At 58.7% G+C, this 18,425-nt stretch carries 17 protein-coding genes and 1 riboswitch; of the genes, 7 read left to right on the top strand and 10 right to left on the bottom strand.

The annotated features are described in order from the left end of the window. Nucleotides 1–7: 7 nt before the first annotated feature. Nucleotides 8–844: an enoyl-CoA hydratase/isomerase family protein gene (locus SERAS12_RS18915; protein ID WP_013814125.1), complete on the top strand. Its 837-nt coding sequence runs from the start codon at nt 8–10 to the stop codon at nt 842–844. A 39-nt stretch (nt 845–883) separates the two neighbouring features. Here the strand turns inward: SERAS12_RS18915 and SERAS12_RS18910 are convergent, their stop codons facing one another. Then, on the bottom strand, nt 884–2,665 hold the full coding sequence (locus SERAS12_RS18910; protein WP_013814124.1) for a hybrid sensor histidine kinase/response regulator: 1,782 nt from the start codon (nt 2,663–2,665) through the stop codon (nt 884–886). Continuing rightward, nucleotides 2,662–3,294 (bottom strand): response regulator transcription factor, encoded by a 633-nt coding sequence (locus SERAS12_RS18905; protein ID WP_013814123.1) that lies wholly within the window; start codon nt 3,292–3,294, stop codon nt 2,662–2,664. The genes SERAS12_RS18910 and SERAS12_RS18905 overlap by 4 nt, the downstream gene beginning before the upstream one ends. 179 nt (nt 3,295–3,473) lie before the next feature. Between SERAS12_RS18905 and SERAS12_RS18900 the strand changes: the two genes are divergently transcribed. Both SERAS12_RS18900 and SERAS12_RS18895 read left to right on the top strand, forming a co-directional pair. Then, nucleotides 3,474–3,788: a hypothetical protein gene (locus tag SERAS12_RS18900; protein ID WP_013814122.1), complete on the top strand. Its 315-nt coding sequence runs from the start codon at nt 3,474–3,476 to the stop codon at nt 3,786–3,788. A 230-nt stretch (nt 3,789–4,018) separates the two neighbouring features. Continuing rightward, on the top strand, nt 4,019–7,144 hold the full coding sequence (locus SERAS12_RS18895; RefSeq protein ID WP_013814121.1) for an autotransporter domain-containing protein: 3,126 nt from the start codon (nt 4,019–4,021) through the stop codon (nt 7,142–7,144). A gap of 102 nt (nt 7,145–7,246) precedes the next feature. Here SERAS12_RS18895 and rluF read toward each other — a convergent pair whose 3' ends face one another. Together rluF and SERAS12_RS18885 are read right to left on the bottom strand one after the other, a co-directional pair. Beyond that, nucleotides 7,247–7,975: a 23S rRNA pseudouridine(2604) synthase RluF gene (rluF, locus tag SERAS12_RS18890; protein ID WP_013814120.1), complete on the bottom strand. Its 729-nt coding sequence runs from the start codon at nt 7,973–7,975 to the stop codon at nt 7,247–7,249. A gap of 21 nt (nt 7,976–7,996) precedes the next feature. Continuing rightward, on the bottom strand, nt 7,997–8,446 hold the full coding sequence (locus tag SERAS12_RS18885; protein ID WP_013814119.1) for a helix-turn-helix domain-containing protein: 450 nt from the start codon (nt 8,444–8,446) through the stop codon (nt 7,997–7,999). A 94-nt stretch (nt 8,447–8,540) separates the two neighbouring features. Here SERAS12_RS18885 and SERAS12_RS18880 point away from each other — a divergent pair, with 94 nt between their 5' ends. Beyond that, nucleotides 8,541–9,782: an MFS transporter gene (locus SERAS12_RS18880; protein WP_013814118.1), complete on the top strand. Its 1,242-nt coding sequence runs from the start codon at nt 8,541–8,543 to the stop codon at nt 9,780–9,782. Here SERAS12_RS18880 and SERAS12_RS18875 read toward each other — a convergent pair. After that, nucleotides 9,759–10,439, bottom strand: a complete 681-nt coding sequence (locus SERAS12_RS18875; protein ID WP_013814117.1) for a class I SAM-dependent methyltransferase — start codon at nt 10,437–10,439, stop codon at nt 9,759–9,761. The two genes, SERAS12_RS18880 and SERAS12_RS18875, sit on opposite strands and share 24 nt — an antisense overlap. 365 nt (nt 10,440–10,804) lie before the next feature. Next, nucleotides 10,805–11,233, bottom strand: coding sequence for a GNAT family N-acetyltransferase (locus SERAS12_RS18870; RefSeq protein WP_013814116.1), 429 nt, complete (start codon nt 11,231–11,233; stop codon nt 10,805–10,807). Between the two features lie 68 nt (nt 11,234–11,301). Further along, nucleotides 11,302–11,393, top strand: a riboswitch (TPP riboswitch). Between the two features lie 36 nt (nt 11,394–11,429). Between SERAS12_RS18870 and thiM the strand changes: the two genes are divergently transcribed. The 3 genes from thiM (at nt 11,430) to SERAS12_RS18855 (ending at nt 13,566) form a co-directional block, all read left to right on the top strand. Further along, nucleotides 11,430–12,224, top strand: a complete 795-nt coding sequence (gene thiM / locus SERAS12_RS18865) for a hydroxyethylthiazole kinase (RefSeq protein WP_013814115.1) — start codon at nt 11,430–11,432, stop codon at nt 12,222–12,224. Then, the gene (thiD, locus tag SERAS12_RS18860) at nt 12,221–13,021 is read left to right on the top strand and encodes a bifunctional hydroxymethylpyrimidine kinase/phosphomethylpyrimidine kinase (RefSeq protein ID WP_006327254.1); all 801 of its coding nucleotides are present in this window, start codon (nt 12,221–12,223) and stop codon (nt 13,019–13,021) included. The genes thiM and thiD overlap by 4 nt, the downstream gene beginning before the upstream one ends. Nucleotides 13,022–13,107: 86 nt before the next feature. Further along, nucleotides 13,108–13,566, top strand: a complete 459-nt coding sequence (locus tag SERAS12_RS18855) for an inhibitor of vertebrate lysozyme family protein (RefSeq protein WP_013814114.1) — start codon at nt 13,108–13,110, stop codon at nt 13,564–13,566. Between the two features lie 42 nt (nt 13,567–13,608). Here the strand turns inward: SERAS12_RS18855 and gutQ are convergent, their stop codons facing one another. The 4 genes from gutQ to SERAS12_RS18835 all read right to left on the bottom strand — a co-directional run bounded on the left by gutQ (nt 13,609) and on the right by SERAS12_RS18835 (nt 18,384). Beyond that, on the bottom strand, nt 13,609–14,580 hold the full coding sequence (gene gutQ / locus SERAS12_RS18850) for an arabinose-5-phosphate isomerase GutQ (protein ID WP_013814113.1): 972 nt from the start codon (nt 14,578–14,580) through the stop codon (nt 13,609–13,611). Between the two features lie 168 nt (nt 14,581–14,748). Then, complete coding sequence (gene fbaB, locus SERAS12_RS18845) at nt 14,749–15,798, bottom strand: class I fructose-bisphosphate aldolase (RefSeq protein ID WP_004951977.1); 1,050 nt, start codon at nt 15,796–15,798, stop codon at nt 14,749–14,751. A gap of 326 nt (nt 15,799–16,124) precedes the next feature. Then, complete coding sequence (locus SERAS12_RS18840; protein WP_006327242.1) at nt 16,125–16,811, bottom strand: GntR family transcriptional regulator; 687 nt, start codon at nt 16,809–16,811, stop codon at nt 16,125–16,127. A gap of 109 nt (nt 16,812–16,920) precedes the next feature. Next, a complete protein-coding gene (locus SERAS12_RS18835) occupies nt 16,921–18,384 on the bottom strand; it encodes a mannitol dehydrogenase family protein (protein WP_013814112.1) in 1,464 nt (487 codons plus the stop codon). Between the last annotated feature and the right edge of the window lie 41 nt (nt 18,385–18,425).

Here is an 18,425-nt window from a genome sequence, read left to right as displayed (position 1 = left end):
CATGGATATGAAAGATACAGATTTCGGCAAGCTCAGGCTGTCTCACGCGAATGGCGTATTGACGATCGCTATCGATAATCCGCCGGTAAACGTGCTTGATGTGGCTCTGATGTCGGAAATTGGTCGTTTATTGCTTTCGGTACGCGACGATCCGAACACGCGCGTGCTGGTTTTCCAGAGCGCGGATCCCGAGTTCTTCATTGCGCATGTCGATATGACCCTGATCGATGAGCCGCACGCCTTCGATGATGAATTGGCGCGCAACGCACCGGAGGGGCTTAATCCGTTCCAGGCCTTTGGCGAACTGATGCGCAGCCAACCGCAGGTCACCCTCGTTAAGTTGGCCGGGTTGGCGCGCGGCGGCGGCGCAGAGTTCGTGGCGGCGGCCGACATGGCCTTCGCCGCGGAAGGGCGGGCGGGGCTTGCCCAGTGCGAAGCCCTGATGGGTATTACGCCCGGCGGCGGCGCGACCCAATATCTGACGAGCCGCATGACGCGCGGCCGCGCGCTTGAAGTGATCCTTGGCGCCGATCTTATCGACGCGGCAACCGCAGAGCGCTACGGCTGGATTAATCGCGCATTACCCGCCGCCGAGCTTGATGCGTTCGTCGAGCGGCTAGCGCGTAACATCGCGGCATTGCCTGCCGGGGTTATCGCGGCGGCCAAGCAGGCGATGCCCGCGCCGGACCTGCGGACGGGCTTTCAGCGCGAGCACGAAGCCTGGGCGGGTTTGTTTGCCCGCCCGGCAGCGGAGCAGTTGATTCGCGATGGGCTTAAGGCCGGTGCCCAGACTAAAGAGGGTGAACGCAACCTCGAGGGCCTGCTGCGCGGGCTTGGCGTTTAAGGTGTTTTGGCGACAGGGCCGGGGGCCAGTCTGTGTTCGCTAACTACTCGCCCACTGGCTCAACAAAGCATGCAATTTCGCCGGCTCCAGCGGCTTTCTCAATACCAGGTAACCTTCCTGCTCGGCCTCTTGCAGAACCGGCGAGTTGAATTCCCCGCTGACCATGGCGCCGCTGGTATCCGGCAGGCGCTCAAACAGCGCTTTCAAGATATCGAAGCCGCTCTCGCCGGAGCGGAGCCGTTGGTCGCACAGCACGGCGAAAGGCGTGAAGCCTTCGTCGATAATCGCAAAAGCCTCTTCTGCGGAAGCCGCACAGCGCACGGTAATGCCCCAGGTGCTCATCAAACTCTCCCAGGCGGAGGTCACCAGCGGGTCATCGTCCACCACCAGGCAGGCGCCGCGCAATGACTCATAGCGGGTTGGGGCGCCGGTGTTGGCGTAGCTGTTAACGCTTTCCGGCGGGTGCTCTTCGCCGGCATACAGGGCAAAACGCATCCAGAAACGCGATCCTTTGCCTTCGATGGAGCGCATGCCGTATTTCACCTTCATCAATTTGGCGCAGCGCGCCACCACCGCCAGCCCCAATCCATGGCCGGCACTGTCGATTTTCCACGCCAGCTCGGGGCGATAATAGGGGGAAAAGATTTTACCTTTCTCTTCGTCGGCGATGCCGACGCCGGTGTCCCACACCTCGATCAGGCATTCTTCGCCCCGTGGGCGGATCGCGATCAATACGCCGCCTTCTTGCGTATAACGCAGCGCATTTTGTATCAGGTTGATCAGCGATTGCCGGATGAGCAATTGATCGCCCATCACGCAAACCCGCCGTTTGGGCCGCCATGTGCGCAGTGATAATGCCCGGCTGTTCGCCTCTTCGCGGAACAGCGTAATCACGGAATCCAGTAGTTTTCCAATGTCCACATGGGTGGTCGCCGTACTGACGTTGCCGGACTCAATTTTGCTGAGATCGAGCAGCGAATTGAACATAAGATGCACCGATCGCACGCTTTGTTGCAGATCCAACAGCTGAGGGAGCAGCGTGGCGTCGCGATTCTTATGGATGATCGCCTCGATCAGAAAACCCATCGCGTGTACCGGCTGGCGCAAATCATGGCTGGCGGTGGTCAGGAATTGATTTTTATCCAGCAAGGCTTGCTCCGCCTCTTCTTTGGCCTGCCGAAATTGTTCCGCAAGGCGCGAGCTTTTCTCTTCGAGCAGGGCTTGCTGAATAAAGAAGGCGTGCGAGGTTAATGCGTGCCGGTAAATGGCGAATCCATAAAGCAAATTGAGCATCAGTACGATCGGCATGACATCGCCCAGTCGCCAGACAATGCCAAAATTAAGCACACCCCAGGAGGCGAAGAAAAAGCGCGTAAAGGTGCTGATGACCGGCGTCAGATGGGTTGCATTGGCAGCGACGATGGCCGCAATACTGATGTTTAATAACAGGAAAAAATCGAAACTGTTTTTTTCTGGGGCGATTAAATATAAGGATGAAATACCCAAACCATGCACGAAGGCGACGTTATTAATGCGCGGCAACCAACGGCTAATCACAGTGCTGGCGTTATTTTCCTGGGTGTCATGGCGATAGCGACGATGCCATAGTCTGATGGCCAATGCGCAGAAAAAATATATCAGTATCCAGGCAATAATTGGCGTGAGTTCTTTCCCCAATAAATAGAGCCAAATGGCGAAAGGAATACCGACAAAGGGCACGGCGGTAAAGCTGAAGACCAACCGCATGAAGGTATTGTCCAGCAGGCGGATCTGCGCGAGTGGGGAGATCTCATCATTTTGTAATGATTGAAGTAATTTCATTGCGAATGATCCTGCCTGCCATGCAGCAGGGTGATGGCTTCTACCCGGCTGTTTACGCCTATTTTTTTGAGAATGTTGCTAATGTGCTCTTTAACCGTGGGTTCGGAAATAGACAACTGCGCAGCTATTCGCTTATTGGGAAAACCGCGCATCATCATGATTAATACTTCTATTTGTCGCGGGGTTAAATTGAATTTTTGCAGGTGGCTGTGAGCGCTGGTTACACATTCTCCATGCTCCAGAGGGAACCAATTTTTATTTTCCATCAGAGCGGAAACGGCTTCGGCGAATAATTCAGGTGGTTCATTTTTAAGCACAAAGCCGTGCCCGCCGGCATCACGCACCTTTTGCCCTATTTCATTGTTCTCATCGCCGCTGACCACCAGAAAACGAATCTTCGAATACTGGTCTTTTAGCTCTTTGAGTAACTTCAACGCCGTCCCCTCGGACAACCAAAAGTCGATGACCATTAAGCGCGGAGCGCCATTTTCCAGAATATGGCGATAACAATGAGCTTCGTTGGTTACCACATAGGCATGTTTAAAACGACAATGCGTATTCAGGTAATTGGCGATGCCGCTTGCCACCAGCGGATGGTCATCGACAACCAGTGCATAATCCTGCTCCAAAGAGATCTCCTTTCGTGTAAACGTACCAGATTGGCTCCGATGACTCGTTATTATCAACCCTCCCTACTTTAGGAGGGTTTTTTAACTTAAGAAAGGGAAATATATTATTCGGGGATTTGGATAAGGTAAAACATAAAACCATTCAGCGATTGGATCTGTTTGGTTACAAAGGATAATTTATGAAAAAACCACTTATCGTTTTAGCCGTTACTTTACTGGTGGCCGGCTGTTCAACGTTGAAAACCGATCAGGCAATACCCTTGCTGCAGGCGGAAACGGCTAAAATGCTGGGCCTGGGCTCATCGGATGAAATAACCGTGACCAATGTCAATGGTGCTCAGCCCGATGCCTTGGGTGGGCAAAAACTTTCTTATCGCGCCACCACCGAGAAAGGCCGCATTTTCGACTGCTCCTCGCTGATGATGCCGGGTATTTTAGGCTCGGCACCCTCGCTGAGCGCACCGACTTGTACTCCAGTCGTCACGCATAAATAATTCGCCTCAGGCGCGAGCCGGAGTTGGCAATCAGGACTGGTCCGCAGTCCCAATAATTTTGGCATCGGGGCATTGGCGCTGGGGGGCAATAAGCTGGCGTCTCGATGACAATTCCTCTGTACTCGCCCTCTGTACTCGCAAATAACGCACCACGCATTTTCTAATGCATTGAGTTTTTCATATAAATAATAACTTTGATGGCATCAAGATAATTGGGCCGGAGATAGAACATGAAAGATCAAACATCGCATCACTTAGCGGTAAGAAAGCCGCTTTCCAAAGTTTACCTCGCACTTTTTTCCGCGCCATTGATATTGATTGGGCCCGCCGATATGGCGCGCGCCGATGATGCTATTTTTGATGGCGACTCCCGTATTACGGAACCTTTGAGTTACGCGGGCAATGTTTACGTCGGTCGTAATCAAGGCGGGAACCTGTTGATCGATAATGGTGAAGTCAACGCCTATAACATCAATATCGGCACCCGCGCCAATGGTCAAACTTATGAAAGTTCGGTCACTGTAAAAGGGCCGAACGCGGTATTGAACGCCATCAATGACCAATCCGTCATGCACGGCAATATTAATCTGGGGCTGGGCACATTGCGGGTTGAGGATGGTGCGTTGGCCAGTGCGGAAGAGATTGTCGTCGGCACCACCGGGGGCTACGACAGCCATCTCAATGTTAAAGGCGCCGGCTCCAGGGTCATCAGTGAAAGGCTCGGCATCGGCTTTGGGCAGGGGGCGCGTTCCACCTTGCTGATTGAAGACGGCGGTGTGGTGACTACCACGGCGGCGGCCAGAATCGACAGCGGTTTCATCCCCGATGAGGCCGACAAGCTCAACCCCAAAGCCACGGTGACCGGCAATAACTCGTTGTGGAATATCACCCAATCTCTCACCGCTAACGGCGATCTGGACGTGCTGAACGGCGGTGCGGTCAATGTCGGCAGTGCGCAGATTGCCGGCGTTTCAGGCTCGCGCAAAACTGCCGAGCTGTATATTGCCGGCAATGGCTCGCGCTTTACCAGCGGGAGCCATGTCAACGTGGGGGATTACGGCAACGGCGTGCTGTCGGTCGTTGACGGCGGCGAGTTTTCCGCCGGCGCAAACGAACTGCGGTTGGGCGATACCGGCTCCGGCTCGAACAGAGGCGCGCTGATCATCGGCAGCCGCGGCAATATGGACACCGGCACCGGGTTGACCGAACCCACGCTCGGCGCGGCGGGTGGCGCGGGCACTGTCGATGCCCAGACGGCGGTCAACCTGCGGGGCGGCTTGTTCGGCAGCTATGTTTACTTTAACCATACTTCCGACAACTACGACTTCCGCAACAAGATGATGGGGGAAGGCGAGGTTATCAATACCGCCGGGCATACGACGCTGAGCGGCGACCTGACCCAGCTCAAGGCGAATGTGACCGCGCGGGGCGGCAAAATCATCATTGCCGGCGATATCAATACGCAGCCAGAAGACAGCCCTTTCGACGTGCAGACGCTGAGCGCCGAGAACGGCGGCACCTTGATCCTCAACGCCACGGCCGGTTCTGACGTCAGCAATGGCCTGGGTTACAGCAGTGCCGCGTCGATCAAATCCGGCGGTACGCTGGGCGGCAACGGCACCTTGGGTCAGACCGAGATCCAGTCCGGCGGCCATATTTCCCCCGGCGACGGCAATATCGGCACGCTCACGCTGAAACGCTATCTGAATTTCCTCGGTGAATCTTTCTACGACGTCGATATCGCCGGCGACGGCAGCAGCGACAAGCTGGTCGTCGCGGGTAAAACCACCATCAGCGAGCAGGCCAAAGTGCAGGTTACCGCGCTGGATCCGCAAACCAGTTATAAGACAGGACAAAGCTATCGCATTCTAACCTCGGAGGGTGGGATTGACGGCCGGTTCGCCGAGGCTATCTCAAAATCTGCCTTTTTGGACGTGGCGCTCAACCAGAGTACGAATGCCGTGGATCTGACGATTGCGCAAAAAGGTGGTAACCCAGGTGAAGGCGGCAACCCAGGTGAGGGCGGTAACCCAGGCGAGGGCGGTAACCCAGGCGAGGGCGGTAACCCAGGCGAGGGCGGTAACCCAGGCGAGGGCGGTAACCCAGGCGAGGGCGGCAACCCAGGTGAGGGTGGTAATCCAGGCGAGGGCGGCAACCCAGGTGAGGGTGGTAATCCAGGCGAAGGCGGCAATCCAGGTGAAGGTGGCAATCCAGGTGAAGGTGGTAACAAGCCCGGTATTTTCCAAACGGTGGCGCAAACCGGCAACCAGTGGAATACCGCCGGCGCCCTGTCGACGTTGGCGCAGAGCGGCCCTTCACTGGCCTTATATAACTCCTTGCTGTTGTTGAACGCGCCGGAAGCCCGCGATGCATTCAATCAACTGTCTGGTGAAGTCTATCCCTCCATTCAGTCAAACCTGATTGCCGGCAGCACCCAAGTGTTCAGTGTTCTGAATCAGCGCATGTTGCGCGCGTTTGATAATGATGCGTTGCCCGTTCCACCGCTGGCGATGACGCTGGTTCAGCCGGCCAATGCCGAAAATAACGGCGTATGGGGGCAGACCTTCGGCTCTTGGACAAGAAACAGCGGTAACGACAACGTGGGGAAACTGGATGGCAACACCAGCGGTTTCCTGATCGGTGCCGATCGTAAACTCACCGACCACAGTGTCCGCGTTGGGGGATATTTTGGGTATAGCCGCGGCGATTACGATATTGATAGCCGCCGCTCCAAGTCCGACAGCGACAATTACCACCTGGGTCTGTATGCCGCAGGGCAGCAGGATGCCTTCTCCTTGCGCGGGGCGCTGGGTTACACCTGGCATCGGCTTGAGAATGAGCGCAACGTTGATGTCGGCAATTTCTCCGATCGGCTCAAGGCGGACTATGACGCCGACTCGCTGCTGGCGTTCACCGAAGCGAGCTACCGTTTCGGGCAGCCGGACGCGAACGTCGAGCCCTTTATCAATCTGAGCTACATCCGTCTGCACACCGATAACTTCCAGGAAAAGGGCGGCGCCGCCGCGCTGAGCGTCCGCAATGAAACGATGAATACGTTCTATTCAACATTGGGCGTACGCGGTACCAAAGAGCTGCCGAAAAACGTCAGCCTTTACGGCTCGCTGGGTTGGCAGCATGCCTACGGCGATAAAAACACCTCATCGCGCATGGCATTTGCCGGCAGTGACGCTTTTGTCACTCAAGGTCAGGCGGTTGATGACAATCTGATGGTGGCTGATGTCGGGGTGAGCGTGAAGCTGTCGCGATCCACCACGTTGGCCGTCGGTTATCAGGGGCAATACGGGTCTGATACTCAGGTTAATGCAGTCAATGCCAGCATCAAATGGTCATTCTGATGTGTTGAGGCATTAGGTCTTTGTGGTATCGAGATGTCGCTGGGCAACGGGAGGTTGCCTGGCGATATCTCAACGTCGGCGCTATTGTGCCGCAAGGCAACGCTATTCGGACGACGAGTGTTCTATCAGCTTAAATAATTCGAGCCGTTCATCAGCGGTGAAATCCCGCCACTCGCCCAGCGCCAGCCCGGTGAGTTCGACGTTCATGATACGCACGCGCTCGAGTTTGGTGACTTCATAACCGAAATATTTGCACATGCGGCGAATCTGGCGGTTAAGCCCCTGAACCAGCGTGATGCGAAACACCTGCGAGGTTTCTTTCTCCACCTGGCATGGATGGGTCACTTTACCCAATATCGGCACACCCGCTCCCATACCCTGAATAAACGCCTCGGTCAGCGGCTTGTTTACGGTGACCAGGTACTCTTTTTCGTGATTATTGCCGGCGCGGAGGATCTTGTTGACCAGCTCCCCCTGATTGGTCAGAAAAATCAGCCCCTGAGAGTCTTTATCCAGGCGGCCGATAGGGAAGGTGCGTTGGCTGTGGTTAACGAAATCGCCGATGTTATCCCGCTCGTGCTTGCCCATGCTGGTGAGGACGCCAACCGGCTTATTGAGCGCGATAAGCACCAAATCATCCGCATCACGCGGCGCGATTTGCTGACCGTTAACCCTCACCCTGTCCCCTGAAAATACCTGTGCGCCCACGGCGGCCAGCCTGTCGTTGATAAAAACATTGCCCAGTTTGATGTGGCGATCGGCATGGCGACGGGAACAGATGCCGCTGTCGCTAATGTATTTGTTAAGGCGAATGGATGATTGAGTCAGCATGGTTTCCCCGTAAAACGCGGACTATACATCACCGACCTTCACCACTCTAGTATTCAGCGGCGTAAGAGTCTGCCCGCCGTGGCCGGTCGGCGTCATGCGCGGGATAGGTTGGCCGCTGCCGCTTTCCACCAGATGCGAGTGCGCTTCGCCCGATGCAAACAGATGATCTTCCCCCCACTGGCGCAGGCCGACGATCACCGGGAACAGGGCACGACCTTTCTCTGTGAGCGCATACTCCTGATAGGCGCTGCCGTCCGAGGCAGGCACGATCTCCAGCACCCCGTGCGCCACCAGCGTGCGCAGGCGGGTGGAGAGAATGTTCTTCGCCATCCCCAACCCCTTTTGAAACTCGCTGAAGCGGCGTACGCCGTCAAAGGCGTCGCGCACGATCAGCAGCGACCACCAATCGCCGATCACATCCAGCGTACGTGCTACCGGACACTGTGCATCTTCCAGGCTTTTACGTTTCATGGCTCAGTTCCATTCATGATATCTGGTTGCATTATAAAACCTCTGCGCGTAAAGTTCATTGGGTTTAATAATGAAACCACATTAAGGGTGAACGATGAGTGACAAAACGCTGGATCCGATCTGTACGCCGCAAAGCCGTGCGCTCAGCCGGCTGCCCGTTTCGCTGGTGCTGCTGCTGGCCGGGGCCAGCGCTTTCAGCGTGGCTAACGTGTATTACGCCCAGCCGCTGCTGGATGCGATCGCTCATGATTTCAACATCAGCCTGGCGTCGGTGGGGATAGTGATCACCGTCACCCAGCTTGGCTGTGCGCTGGCTCTGTTGCTGGTGGTGCCGCTGGGGGATCTGATTAATCGCCACCGGCTGCTGGCGATACAGCAACTGTTATTGATGGCCGCGCTGTGCGTGGTGGGATGGGCGAACAGCAGTGCGCTATTGCTGGCGGGCATGCTGTTGGTGGGTTTGCTTGGCACCGCCATGACTCAGGGATTGGTCGCCTTTGCCGCCACGCTGGCGGCACCGCATGAACGCGGGCGGGTGGTGGGTGCGGCGCAAGGCGGGGTGGTGCTGGGCCTGTTGCTGGCGCGCACGCTGTCCGGCGCACTGGCGGATATCGGCGGCTGGCGGGCGGTCTATTTTTTCTCGGCTGCGGTGACGTTGATCCTGCTGCCGGTGTTGTCGCGCCTGTTGCCAACGCCGCGCACGCCGCCGTCGACGCTCAGTTATCCGGCCTTGCTGTACTCCATGCTGGTTTTATTACTGCGCGATCGCACACTGCAAATTCGCGGCATGCTGGCGCTGCTGATGTTTGGCGCGTTCAGCATCTTTTGGAGCGTGCTGGTGCTGCCGCTCAGCCAGGCGCCGTTCAATTTTTCACATTCGGTGATTGGCGCCTTTGGTTTGGTCGGGGCTGTGGGTGCGCTGGCGGCGGTGCGCGCCGGGCATTTGGCGGATCGTGGGTTAGGGCAAGTGGCGAGCGGTGTCTGCCTGCTGTTGCTGGTGCTGGCCTGGCTGCCGCTCGGCATGCTGGGGTACGGTCTGGTGTGGCTGGTGGCCGGTATTGTGCTGCTCGATCTGGCCGGGCAGGCGATTCATGTGCTGAACCAGAGCATGATTTTTAGCGCACACCCGCAGGCCCACAGCCGGTTGGTGGGCTGCTATATGCTGTTTTACGCCGTGGGCAGCGGGCTGGGTGCCTTTGCCGGCACCCATGCCTACGCCGTGGCGGGTTGGCCCGGCGTGTGTTGGTTGGGGGCGGGCGTCAGCCTGGTCTCCTTGCTGTTCTGGTGGCTGACGCTGCGTAGTATGCCGGCCTCAGGCGCGGCGGTAGAGCAATGACAGCCGGAAACCCAGCGCGTCGCACAGCAATTGCGGTGAGGTAAAACCGCTTTCCGTCAGCAGCAATCGGGCGCGCTGCGCCGCTAGCGGATGCCAGTTGCTGCGGGTGCGTTCAATCACCTCACGTGCGCCGTCGAGGGAATGCCCGGCGCTTTGCAGCCAATGCTGATAGTGGCTGACCGGCAGGCCATCCGGCTGATAGTCGAACAGCAGCAGCGGCGCGCCTGGCGACAAACGTGCGGCCAACTGTTGCAGGAAGGCCAGCTTGGCGCCGTCATCGGCAATAAAGTGCAGCACCAGCGAACAAACGGCGGCGTCGTGCAGCGCTTGCGGCACCTGGTCCAGCAGTTGCTGGTGGAAGGTGACTCGCGGTTCGCAGCCTGCCATTTCCGCCTTGGTGCGTGCAGCTGCCAGCATGCCGGCGGAAGGTTCCACGGCGCTGAAAAGCCATTGCGGACCGATACCCGCCAACGCAATCAGTTCGTTGCCGGTGCCGCAACCGGCCAGCAGCAGCCGGGCTTGCGGCGGTAACGCCTGTGCCAGAGTGGCGGTCAGCAGCGACTGGGCGAACTGATAGCCGGGCACCAGCGTCAGAATACGGCGATCGTAGTCTGCCGCCGCAGCGTCCGGGAAACGGGTATCCGTTTGATGTTGCATGTCCATTCCTTGAATAGCCTGTAAGAGGTAAACCGGAGGATAGTCTTTAACGCAAATGAAATCCATTCGCATTGTTGCGTTGGCGCTGGGCAGTGCTGAAAGGCCCTCGGTACAGGGCAGCTAACATCCCTGCGATGCAGGATATCGTTTTGCGGGGGCTGTAGTCTGAGCCGTGCCAGAGGCCTGAGGTTGATGACAAAGTTGTCTTTGAGTCCGAGATACCCGGGCCTAGCGCACCGAGGGGCGCTCCGACGGCCAAGGCCGTTACGACCCCTTCGGCACGCTCTCCCTAATAACGGGCTTTGTCAGCAGTCTGAGGCCTGACGATGTCAGGCCTTTTCCAGTTCGGCTCACAGCGGGTGAGGCTATTTTTTAGGCGAGTGCAGCAGGTAGTATTCTTCTCCGCCGTCGTCGTTGCCGATGGTTATCTTTTGCCAGCCATGCTTATGGTAAAACGCCAGCGCCTTCTCGTTTTTCACCAGGCATTTCAGCGAACCGGTAGCGGTAAAGGTTCGCTCCGCCGCTTGCAGCAGGGCCGTGCCGACGCCGCGTGGCGGCAAGTGAGGATCGACATACAGGTTGTGAATAAAGTTATCCTGGCGATAAATCGAGACGAACCCCAGTAGTTTTCCCTGATCTTCCGCCACCCAGATATCCTCGCCCAGCGTCGAGCGGTCGAAATCCTCCAGCCGGTAATCTTCGGTATCGCGCCACGTGAACGCCGCCTTGCGCGCAGCCAGATAAAGGGTGCGCAGGAACGGGCGATCGGCTTCTCGGTAGGGTCTTGTTTGCATGGCAGCTCCTTTTTATTTTTTGACACTATAGCGCGATTGACCTCACCGGCAGCAACCCCAATAATGGCCTCCTTGACTCGGGGTGCCCCAAGGGGCTGAGATTTTACCCGTATTACCTGATCTGGATTATGCCAGCGTAGGGAAGTCTCGGTGCCCCAGCCGGTACCCGCCTTCTTGAACGCCGGTTGGGAGGAATATGTTCGCTCGACCTGATGCTTTACCCGGCGCCCGCGCCGCGGCCTGTCTGACCCAATTTAAACAACGGCCCCCGCTGATCCACTGCCTGACCAACGAAGTGGTGCAGGAGCTCACGGCTAACGTATTGCTGGCGCTTGGCGCTTCCCCGGCGATGGTGGTGGAACCGACCGAAGCGGCGCAGTTCAGCCAGATGGCGAGTGCCCTGTTAATCAACATCGGCACTCTCAATGCCTCGCGCGCCGAATCCATGCTGGCGGCGGTAGAGGCCGCCAATTTGGCGGGAACGCCCTGGACGCTGGATCCGGTGGCGGTAGGTGGGTTGGCGTATCGCACCGCCTTTGCCCGTCGTTTGCTGGGCGAGAAGCCGGCGGCAATCCGTGGCAACGCGTCTGAAATTATGGCGCTGAGCGGCCGGCAGGCCGCCGGGCGTGGCGTAGACAGCACCGACGACTCGCTGGCGGCTTTGCCGGCGGCACGCGAACTGGCGCAGCTCAGCGGCGCGGTGGTGGCGGTAACCGGCGTGGTGGATTACATCACCGATGGCCGGCGCGACTGGGCGGTCGCCGGTGGCGATGCGCTGATGACGCGGGTGGTGGGCACCGGTTGCGCCCTGTCGGCGGTGGTGGCGGCATTTTGCAGCCTGCCGGGCGATCGGTTGGACAACGTCGCGACCGCTTGCCGTGTGATGTCGCTTTGCGGCGAGCGGGCCACGCACCGAGCTGCGGGGCCGGGCAGCTTTACCCCGGCGTTTCTCGACGCCCTGTATCAACTGCGTGCGGAGGAGCTGCAATGAAACGGATTAACGCTTTGACCATCGCCGGCACCGATCCGAGCGGCGGCGCCGGCATCCAGGCCGATCTGAAAGCCTTTTCTGCCTTGGGGGCTTACGGCACTTCCGTGATCACCGCGCTGGTGGCGCAAAATACCCGTGGCGTGCAGTCGGTATATAACATCGATCCGGCGTTTGTCGCCGCCCAGCTGGATTCGGTATTCAGCGACGTGCGCATCGACAGCGCCAAAATCGGCATGCTGGCCAACGCCGATATCGTGCAGGCAGTGGCCGAACGTCTGCGCCACTACCGGCCGCCGTTCGTGGTGCTGGATACGGTGATGCTGGCGAAAAGCGGCGATCCCTTGCTGGCGCCGGAGGCGGTAGAGTCTATCCGTCGCGAACTGCTGCCGCAGGTGTCGATCATCACGCCGAACCTGCCGGAGGCAGCGGCTCTGTTGGCGTGCGCCCCGGCGGAAAATGAGCACCAGATGCGCGAACAGGGCCGGGCGTTGCTGGCCATGGGCTGCCAGGCCGTGCTGATGAAGGGCGGCCACCTCAGCGAAAACGAAAGCCCGGACTGGTTGTTCAGCGCGGAGCAGGAACTGCGCTTCACTGCACCGCGCGTAGCGACTCGTCATACGCACGGCACCGGCTGCACGCTCTCCGCTGCGTTGGCTGCGCTGCGCCCGCGTCATGAAGACTGGGCCGGCACGGTCGCCGCCGCCAAGGACTATCTGCAAAAGGCATTGCAGCAGGCGGATACGTTGGAAGTGGGGCACGGCATCGGGCCGGTGCATCATTTTCACGCGTGGTGGTGATTCAACTTTTTGCCGTTGTTGTGGTCAGACTGGATCCATGCCCGGCGCTCGCCGGGTACGATCGGATTTAACCAAGGGAGAAGGCCATGACAGGACAAAACGCACTTCGCTGCGCCATCTTCGGCGCGTTACTCAGCCTCAGTGCGGGCAGTGTTGCCCAGCAGATTGTCACCACCTCGGACGTGATCCAGCAGCCGGGCTATCAAACCAGCTGGCAGAACATGGTGAAGGGGCAGGCTCGCCTGCCGGGCTGGGCGCGTAAGGGAATAGGCACTTCCACTCCGGCGCAAAGCCTGAGCTGGAAGGGGCAGAACTATCTGGTAGGCAATCTGTGCAAGCCGCACGATTGTGCCAACAACTTCTTGATTGTGGCGTTTAAAGAAGACAAATCCCAGGCCTGGGGCGTGCGGGTAGAGGTCGCCAACAAACCGGAAGCGATCGATCATCCGAAGAAATACGCCAAATACCAATGGCTGGGCAAGCCGGACGAAGACATGAAGGCGCTGCTGAAAAAACAGTTCGAGAGCAATCCCGACTGGAAATAAAACGACCTGGGGCGCAGTTGCCTGCGCCCTGAGGCAACGCACTCAGCCAATGCCGGCCTGATGCAGATCGTGCAGGTTGATGGCGCCCACCAGCACGCCATCCAGATTGACCACCGGCGCGGCGCTGATGTGCTGTTCGTGCAAGGCCTCCAGCGCTTCTCCGGCGCGCCACTGTTCCGGCAAGCGGTAGCCGGGGCGGGTAATCGCCGGGCCCAACGCATCCTGCAGGCTATGGCCTTTCACCAGCCAGCGGCGCAGGTCGCCGTCGGTAAACACCCCCACCACTTTTTGCTGCGCATCGCACACCGGTACCAACCCCAGCCCGGTGCGGCTCAGTTCGAGCATCGCTTCCATCACGTTGGCGTTTTCACTGACCTGCGGCAGGCGATCGCCGGTGCGCATCAGGTGGTGTACCCGGTTCAACAGGCGCGCGCCCAGGCTGCCGCCCGGATGGGAGCGGGCAAAGTCTTCGGCGTTGAACCCGCGTTGGCGCATCAATGCCATTGCCAGCGCGTCGCCCATCATCAGCGTATTGACCGCGCTGGAAGTGGGGGCCAGCCCCATCGGGCAGGCCTCACGTTCGACGCTGATGTCCAGCACACAGGCGGCGGCCAGCGCCAGCGGCGACTCTTTGCCGCCGGTAATGGCGATCACCGGGATGTTATTTTCCGCCAGCAGCGGCAGGATCAAATCCAGCTCCTTGGCGCGGCCGGAATAGGAGATAAACACCACCACGTCGTCGGCGCCGATCATGCCGAGATCGCCGTGCAGCGCCTCCGCAGGATGGACGAAGAACGACGGCGTGCCGGTGCTGGCCAGCGAGGCGGCAATCTTTTTGCCGATGTGGCCGGATTTGCCGATGCCGGAAATCACCGCCTTGCCCCGGCAGTTCAACAGCAGTTCGCAGGCGCAGACGAAATTGTCGTCCAGGCGCGCCAGCAGGCGCTGCGCTTCGGTCAGCTCAATTTCCAGCGTTTCGCGGGCAAAGGCCAGCAGGGCAGTAGCGTTACTCATCGGAATCTCCGGTAACCACATCAGAAGGAAAGGAAGGTGAAAATATCACGACTCAGGGGAAATCACTAAGTACAGCGTCTTTCTATGTGGTCAATTCCGGATCGGGATCGCAGAGGCAGAATAATAGCAAGCCCAATGCATTGGGCTTGCAGTATGAAGAGCCGCGAATCAGGCGATGGTGACGTTTTTGTCCAGATAGGTGTCCTGCACGGCGTTGATCAGCGCCACGCCTTCTTTCATCGATTTCTTGAACGCCTTGCGCCCCAGGATCAGGCCCATGCCGCCCGCACGCTTGTTGATGACTGCGGTGCGCACCGATTCCTGCAGGTCGTTTTCACCGGCGGCGCCGCCGGAGTTGATCAAGCCCGCGCGGCCCATATAGCAGTTGGCCAATTGGTAACGCACCAGATCTATCGGGTGGTCGGTGGTCAGCTTGTTGTAGACGCGGTCATCGGTGTAGCCGAATTTTACTGCGCGGTAACCGCCGTTGTTTTCCGCCATTTTTTGCTTAACGATATCGGCGCCGATGGTGGCGGCAATATGGTTGGCCTGGCCGGTGAGATCGGCGCTGGAATGATAATCCACGCCGTCTTTGGTGAACGCCGGGTTACGCAGATAGGCCCAGAGTACGGTGACCATGCCCAGCTCGTGCGCGCGTTCGAAGGCGGCAGAGATCTCTTCGATCTGGCGGCGAGATTGCTCGGAGCCGAAGTAAATCGTTGCGCCGACCGCAACCGCCCCCATATTGAAAGCCTGCTCGACGCTGGCGTACAGCGTCTGGTCGTATTGGGTCGGATAGCTCAGGGTCTCGTTATGGTTCAGTTTGACCAGGAACGGAATTTTGTGGGCGTAGCGACGTGATACCGACGCCAGCACCCCGTAGGTGGAGGCGACGCAGTTACAGCCGGCCTCGATTGCCAGTTCGACGATGTTTTTCGGATCAAAATACAAGGGATTGGCGGCGAAAGAAGCGCCGGCCGAGTGTTCAATGCCCTGATCGACCGGCAGAATCGACAGGTAACCGGTACCGGCCAGGCGGCCGTGGTTGAGCAGGGTTTGCATGGAACGAAGGACGGTATTGGGACGGTTGTTATCGATCATTATCCGGTCAACAAAGTCGGCGCCCGGCAGGTACAGATTCTCAGCAGGGATGGTGGTACAGCGGTGTTGCAACAGGTCTTCCGCTTCCTTTCCTAACAACTGCGCGATATCAGTCATGATTAACTCCCGATTTAGCTCCCTGGTACACCGGCAATGCCATCCCCGTCGTCTTTCAAGCTGCAGCGTTGTTACCTGCACTAGCCCACCCCAGTTACTTACTAAAGTAAGCGCCTGGGGACGAGCAAGCTGGGTGCCTAGCTGCAACTTGAAAGCCATAGGGGATATTGGGTCACCGGCATAGCAGAAAGCGGTGATTAAAGCTGAAAGAACGAGACTACTGAATTTCCTTTGGCAAGGAGAAACAATAGATGCGATTGAGAGGAAATTCCATTTGCAGGGGCAAATACGCGAGGGCGATCGCCCCCGGCGCGGTAACTGACTGATTACTCGATATCGAACCACTCGGTGTTTTGCAGGGCGATCGGCGTAATAGAGTAGATCATCTCCTGCAGGTGCTCATGGATGGCGCGTTCGGCGGCGTCCGCATCCTGCGCCTTCAGTGCGGCAAAGATCCGATAATGCTGCTGGATCAGGCTTTCCGGCGGCGACACCTCGCTCAGGCTGAGAAAACGCACCCGGTCCATGGTGGCCTTGATGGTTTCGATGGTTTCCCAGGCCAGGGGGCAGTCGGCGAACTGGGTCAGCAACTGGTGGAACTCATCGTCCAGCGCCAAAAACTCGCGCGTCTGTTGGTTTTGCGCCGCCAGTTCCTGGCGATGCAAATTGTGCTCCAGCGTCATCAGCTGTTCCGGCGTGATCCGCTGCGCCACGCGGCGGACGATCGCGCACTCCACCGCCTGGCGGATAAAGCGCCCGTCGGCCACCCGCTTGGCGGAAATCTTCATCACGAAAGTGCCGCGCTGCGGCAGTATCTGCACCAACCCGGCCTCCGCCAGCTTGATGAAAGCTTCGCGCACCGGCTGGCGCGAAACGCTAAAGCGGGTGGAAATCTCTTTCTCGGAAAGCAGCGTGCCGGGCGGAATGGTGCAGTCGACAATGTCTTTACGCAGGAAACGGTAAATTTGCTGGTTGACCGGAAGGGTGTTGGTGAGGCTGTAGGATTCAGACATGGCGACAATCAGTGACCCGACTTGCTGTGAATGCCACCATACTAGCAGATTATCTTGGGGCTGCGGGCGGATAAATCCCGCCGCAGCCTGATGAATTTCAATCGATCTATCAACTAACCGCTAATCCGGCGACGGCGGCTTTTGCTCCCTTATCCAACAGCGCCAAATAGGCCTGGGTTACTGCGCTGACGAAGCGTGGGCTGTCCGGCAGGTCATGGCCAAATACCCTTTCCAACTGGAGCAACGCAAGCACGCGCTGTGGGCCTTCCTCGCTGCCCGCCACCAAATCGGCAATAGATTCACGCAACGGATCGCTGATATCTATCGTCCGGCCCTGCTCATCCAGGCCGCCGACGTAGCGCATCCAACCGGCCACGGCCAATGCCAGGGCGTCAAAACGGCTGCCGTGCGCCAGATGGTGGCGAATGGGATCCAGCAGGCGCTGCGGCAATTTTTGCGTGCCGTCCATGGCGATCTGCCCGGTGCGGTGTTTCAACGCGCTGTTACGGTAGCGCTGCAACAATGAGTCGGCGTAATGCGCCAAATCGACACCGCTTACCTGCAGTGTCGGCGCCTGTTCCGCCAACATTAAATGGCGAGCGGCGCGGACAAAGTCCTCATCCTGCATGCAGTCGCTGACGTGCGGATAACCGGCCAGATAGCCGAGATAGGCAAGGAACGAGTGGCTGCCGTTCAGCATCCGCAACTTCATTTCCTCGTACGGCAGCACGTCGCTGGCCAGTTCGGCGCCCGCTAGCTCCCACTCTGGCCGCCCCTGCGGGAAGTCGTCTTCGATCACCCATTGGCGGAAGGGTTCGCAGGCCACGCCGACCGCATCGCCCAGCAACGCCTGCAACTGGCGTTGGGTTTCCGGCGTCACCGCCGGGACAATGCGGTCTACCATGGTGGAAGGAAAGCGGACGTTTTGCCGCACCCAGCCGGCCAGCCCGGCATCCTGCCGCTGCGCCAGTTGGGTGACGACGTTGCGGGTTACCTGGCCGTTGGCCGGCATGTTGTCGCAGGACATCACGCTAAACGCCGGCAGGCCGCGCTCCCGGCGCAAGCGCAGCGCAGCCAGGATCAGCCCCGGCGCGGACTGCGGCCGCAGCGGGTTGGCGATGTCGTGCTGAATATCCGGGTGATCGAGCATCAACTGGCCGTTGGCAGGTTGATAGCAGTAGCCTTTCTCGCTGACGGTCAATGAAACTATGGCAATTTCTGGTTGCGCCATGGCGTCGAGCACCGCTGCCAACCCGTCAACCTGCAGGTGCAGCGCCTGCCTGATCACGCCGATAGTCCGGCCGCGCCAGCCGTCGCCGTCCATTTCGGCCACCGTGTACAGCAAATCCTGCTGTTGCAAATCAGCGATTTTTTGCTGGCCGTTATGCATGCTGATCACGCAGTAGCCCCAGTCGCCGGCGTGATCGTTGGCCAACTGCTCGGCATACACGGCCTGATGTGCGCGAAAAAAGGCGCCAAAGCCGAGGTGGACAATGCGGGGTTTTATTCGTTCACGGGGGTAACCTGGTCGGGCAATTGCCGCCGGCAGCGCGCTGTTGCTGGAAAGTGTCATGCTGAAATCCCTGAAAGAGCGGGGCGACGCTGGCCGCCCCG

Source organism: Serratia sp. AS12 (assembly GCF_000214195.1).
Taxonomy (GTDB): domain Bacteria; phylum Pseudomonadota; class Gammaproteobacteria; order Enterobacterales; family Enterobacteriaceae; genus Serratia; species Serratia plymuthica.
The sequence above is the reverse complement of the archived record's forward strand: the minus strand, read 5'-3'. Positions and strand labels throughout refer to the sequence as shown.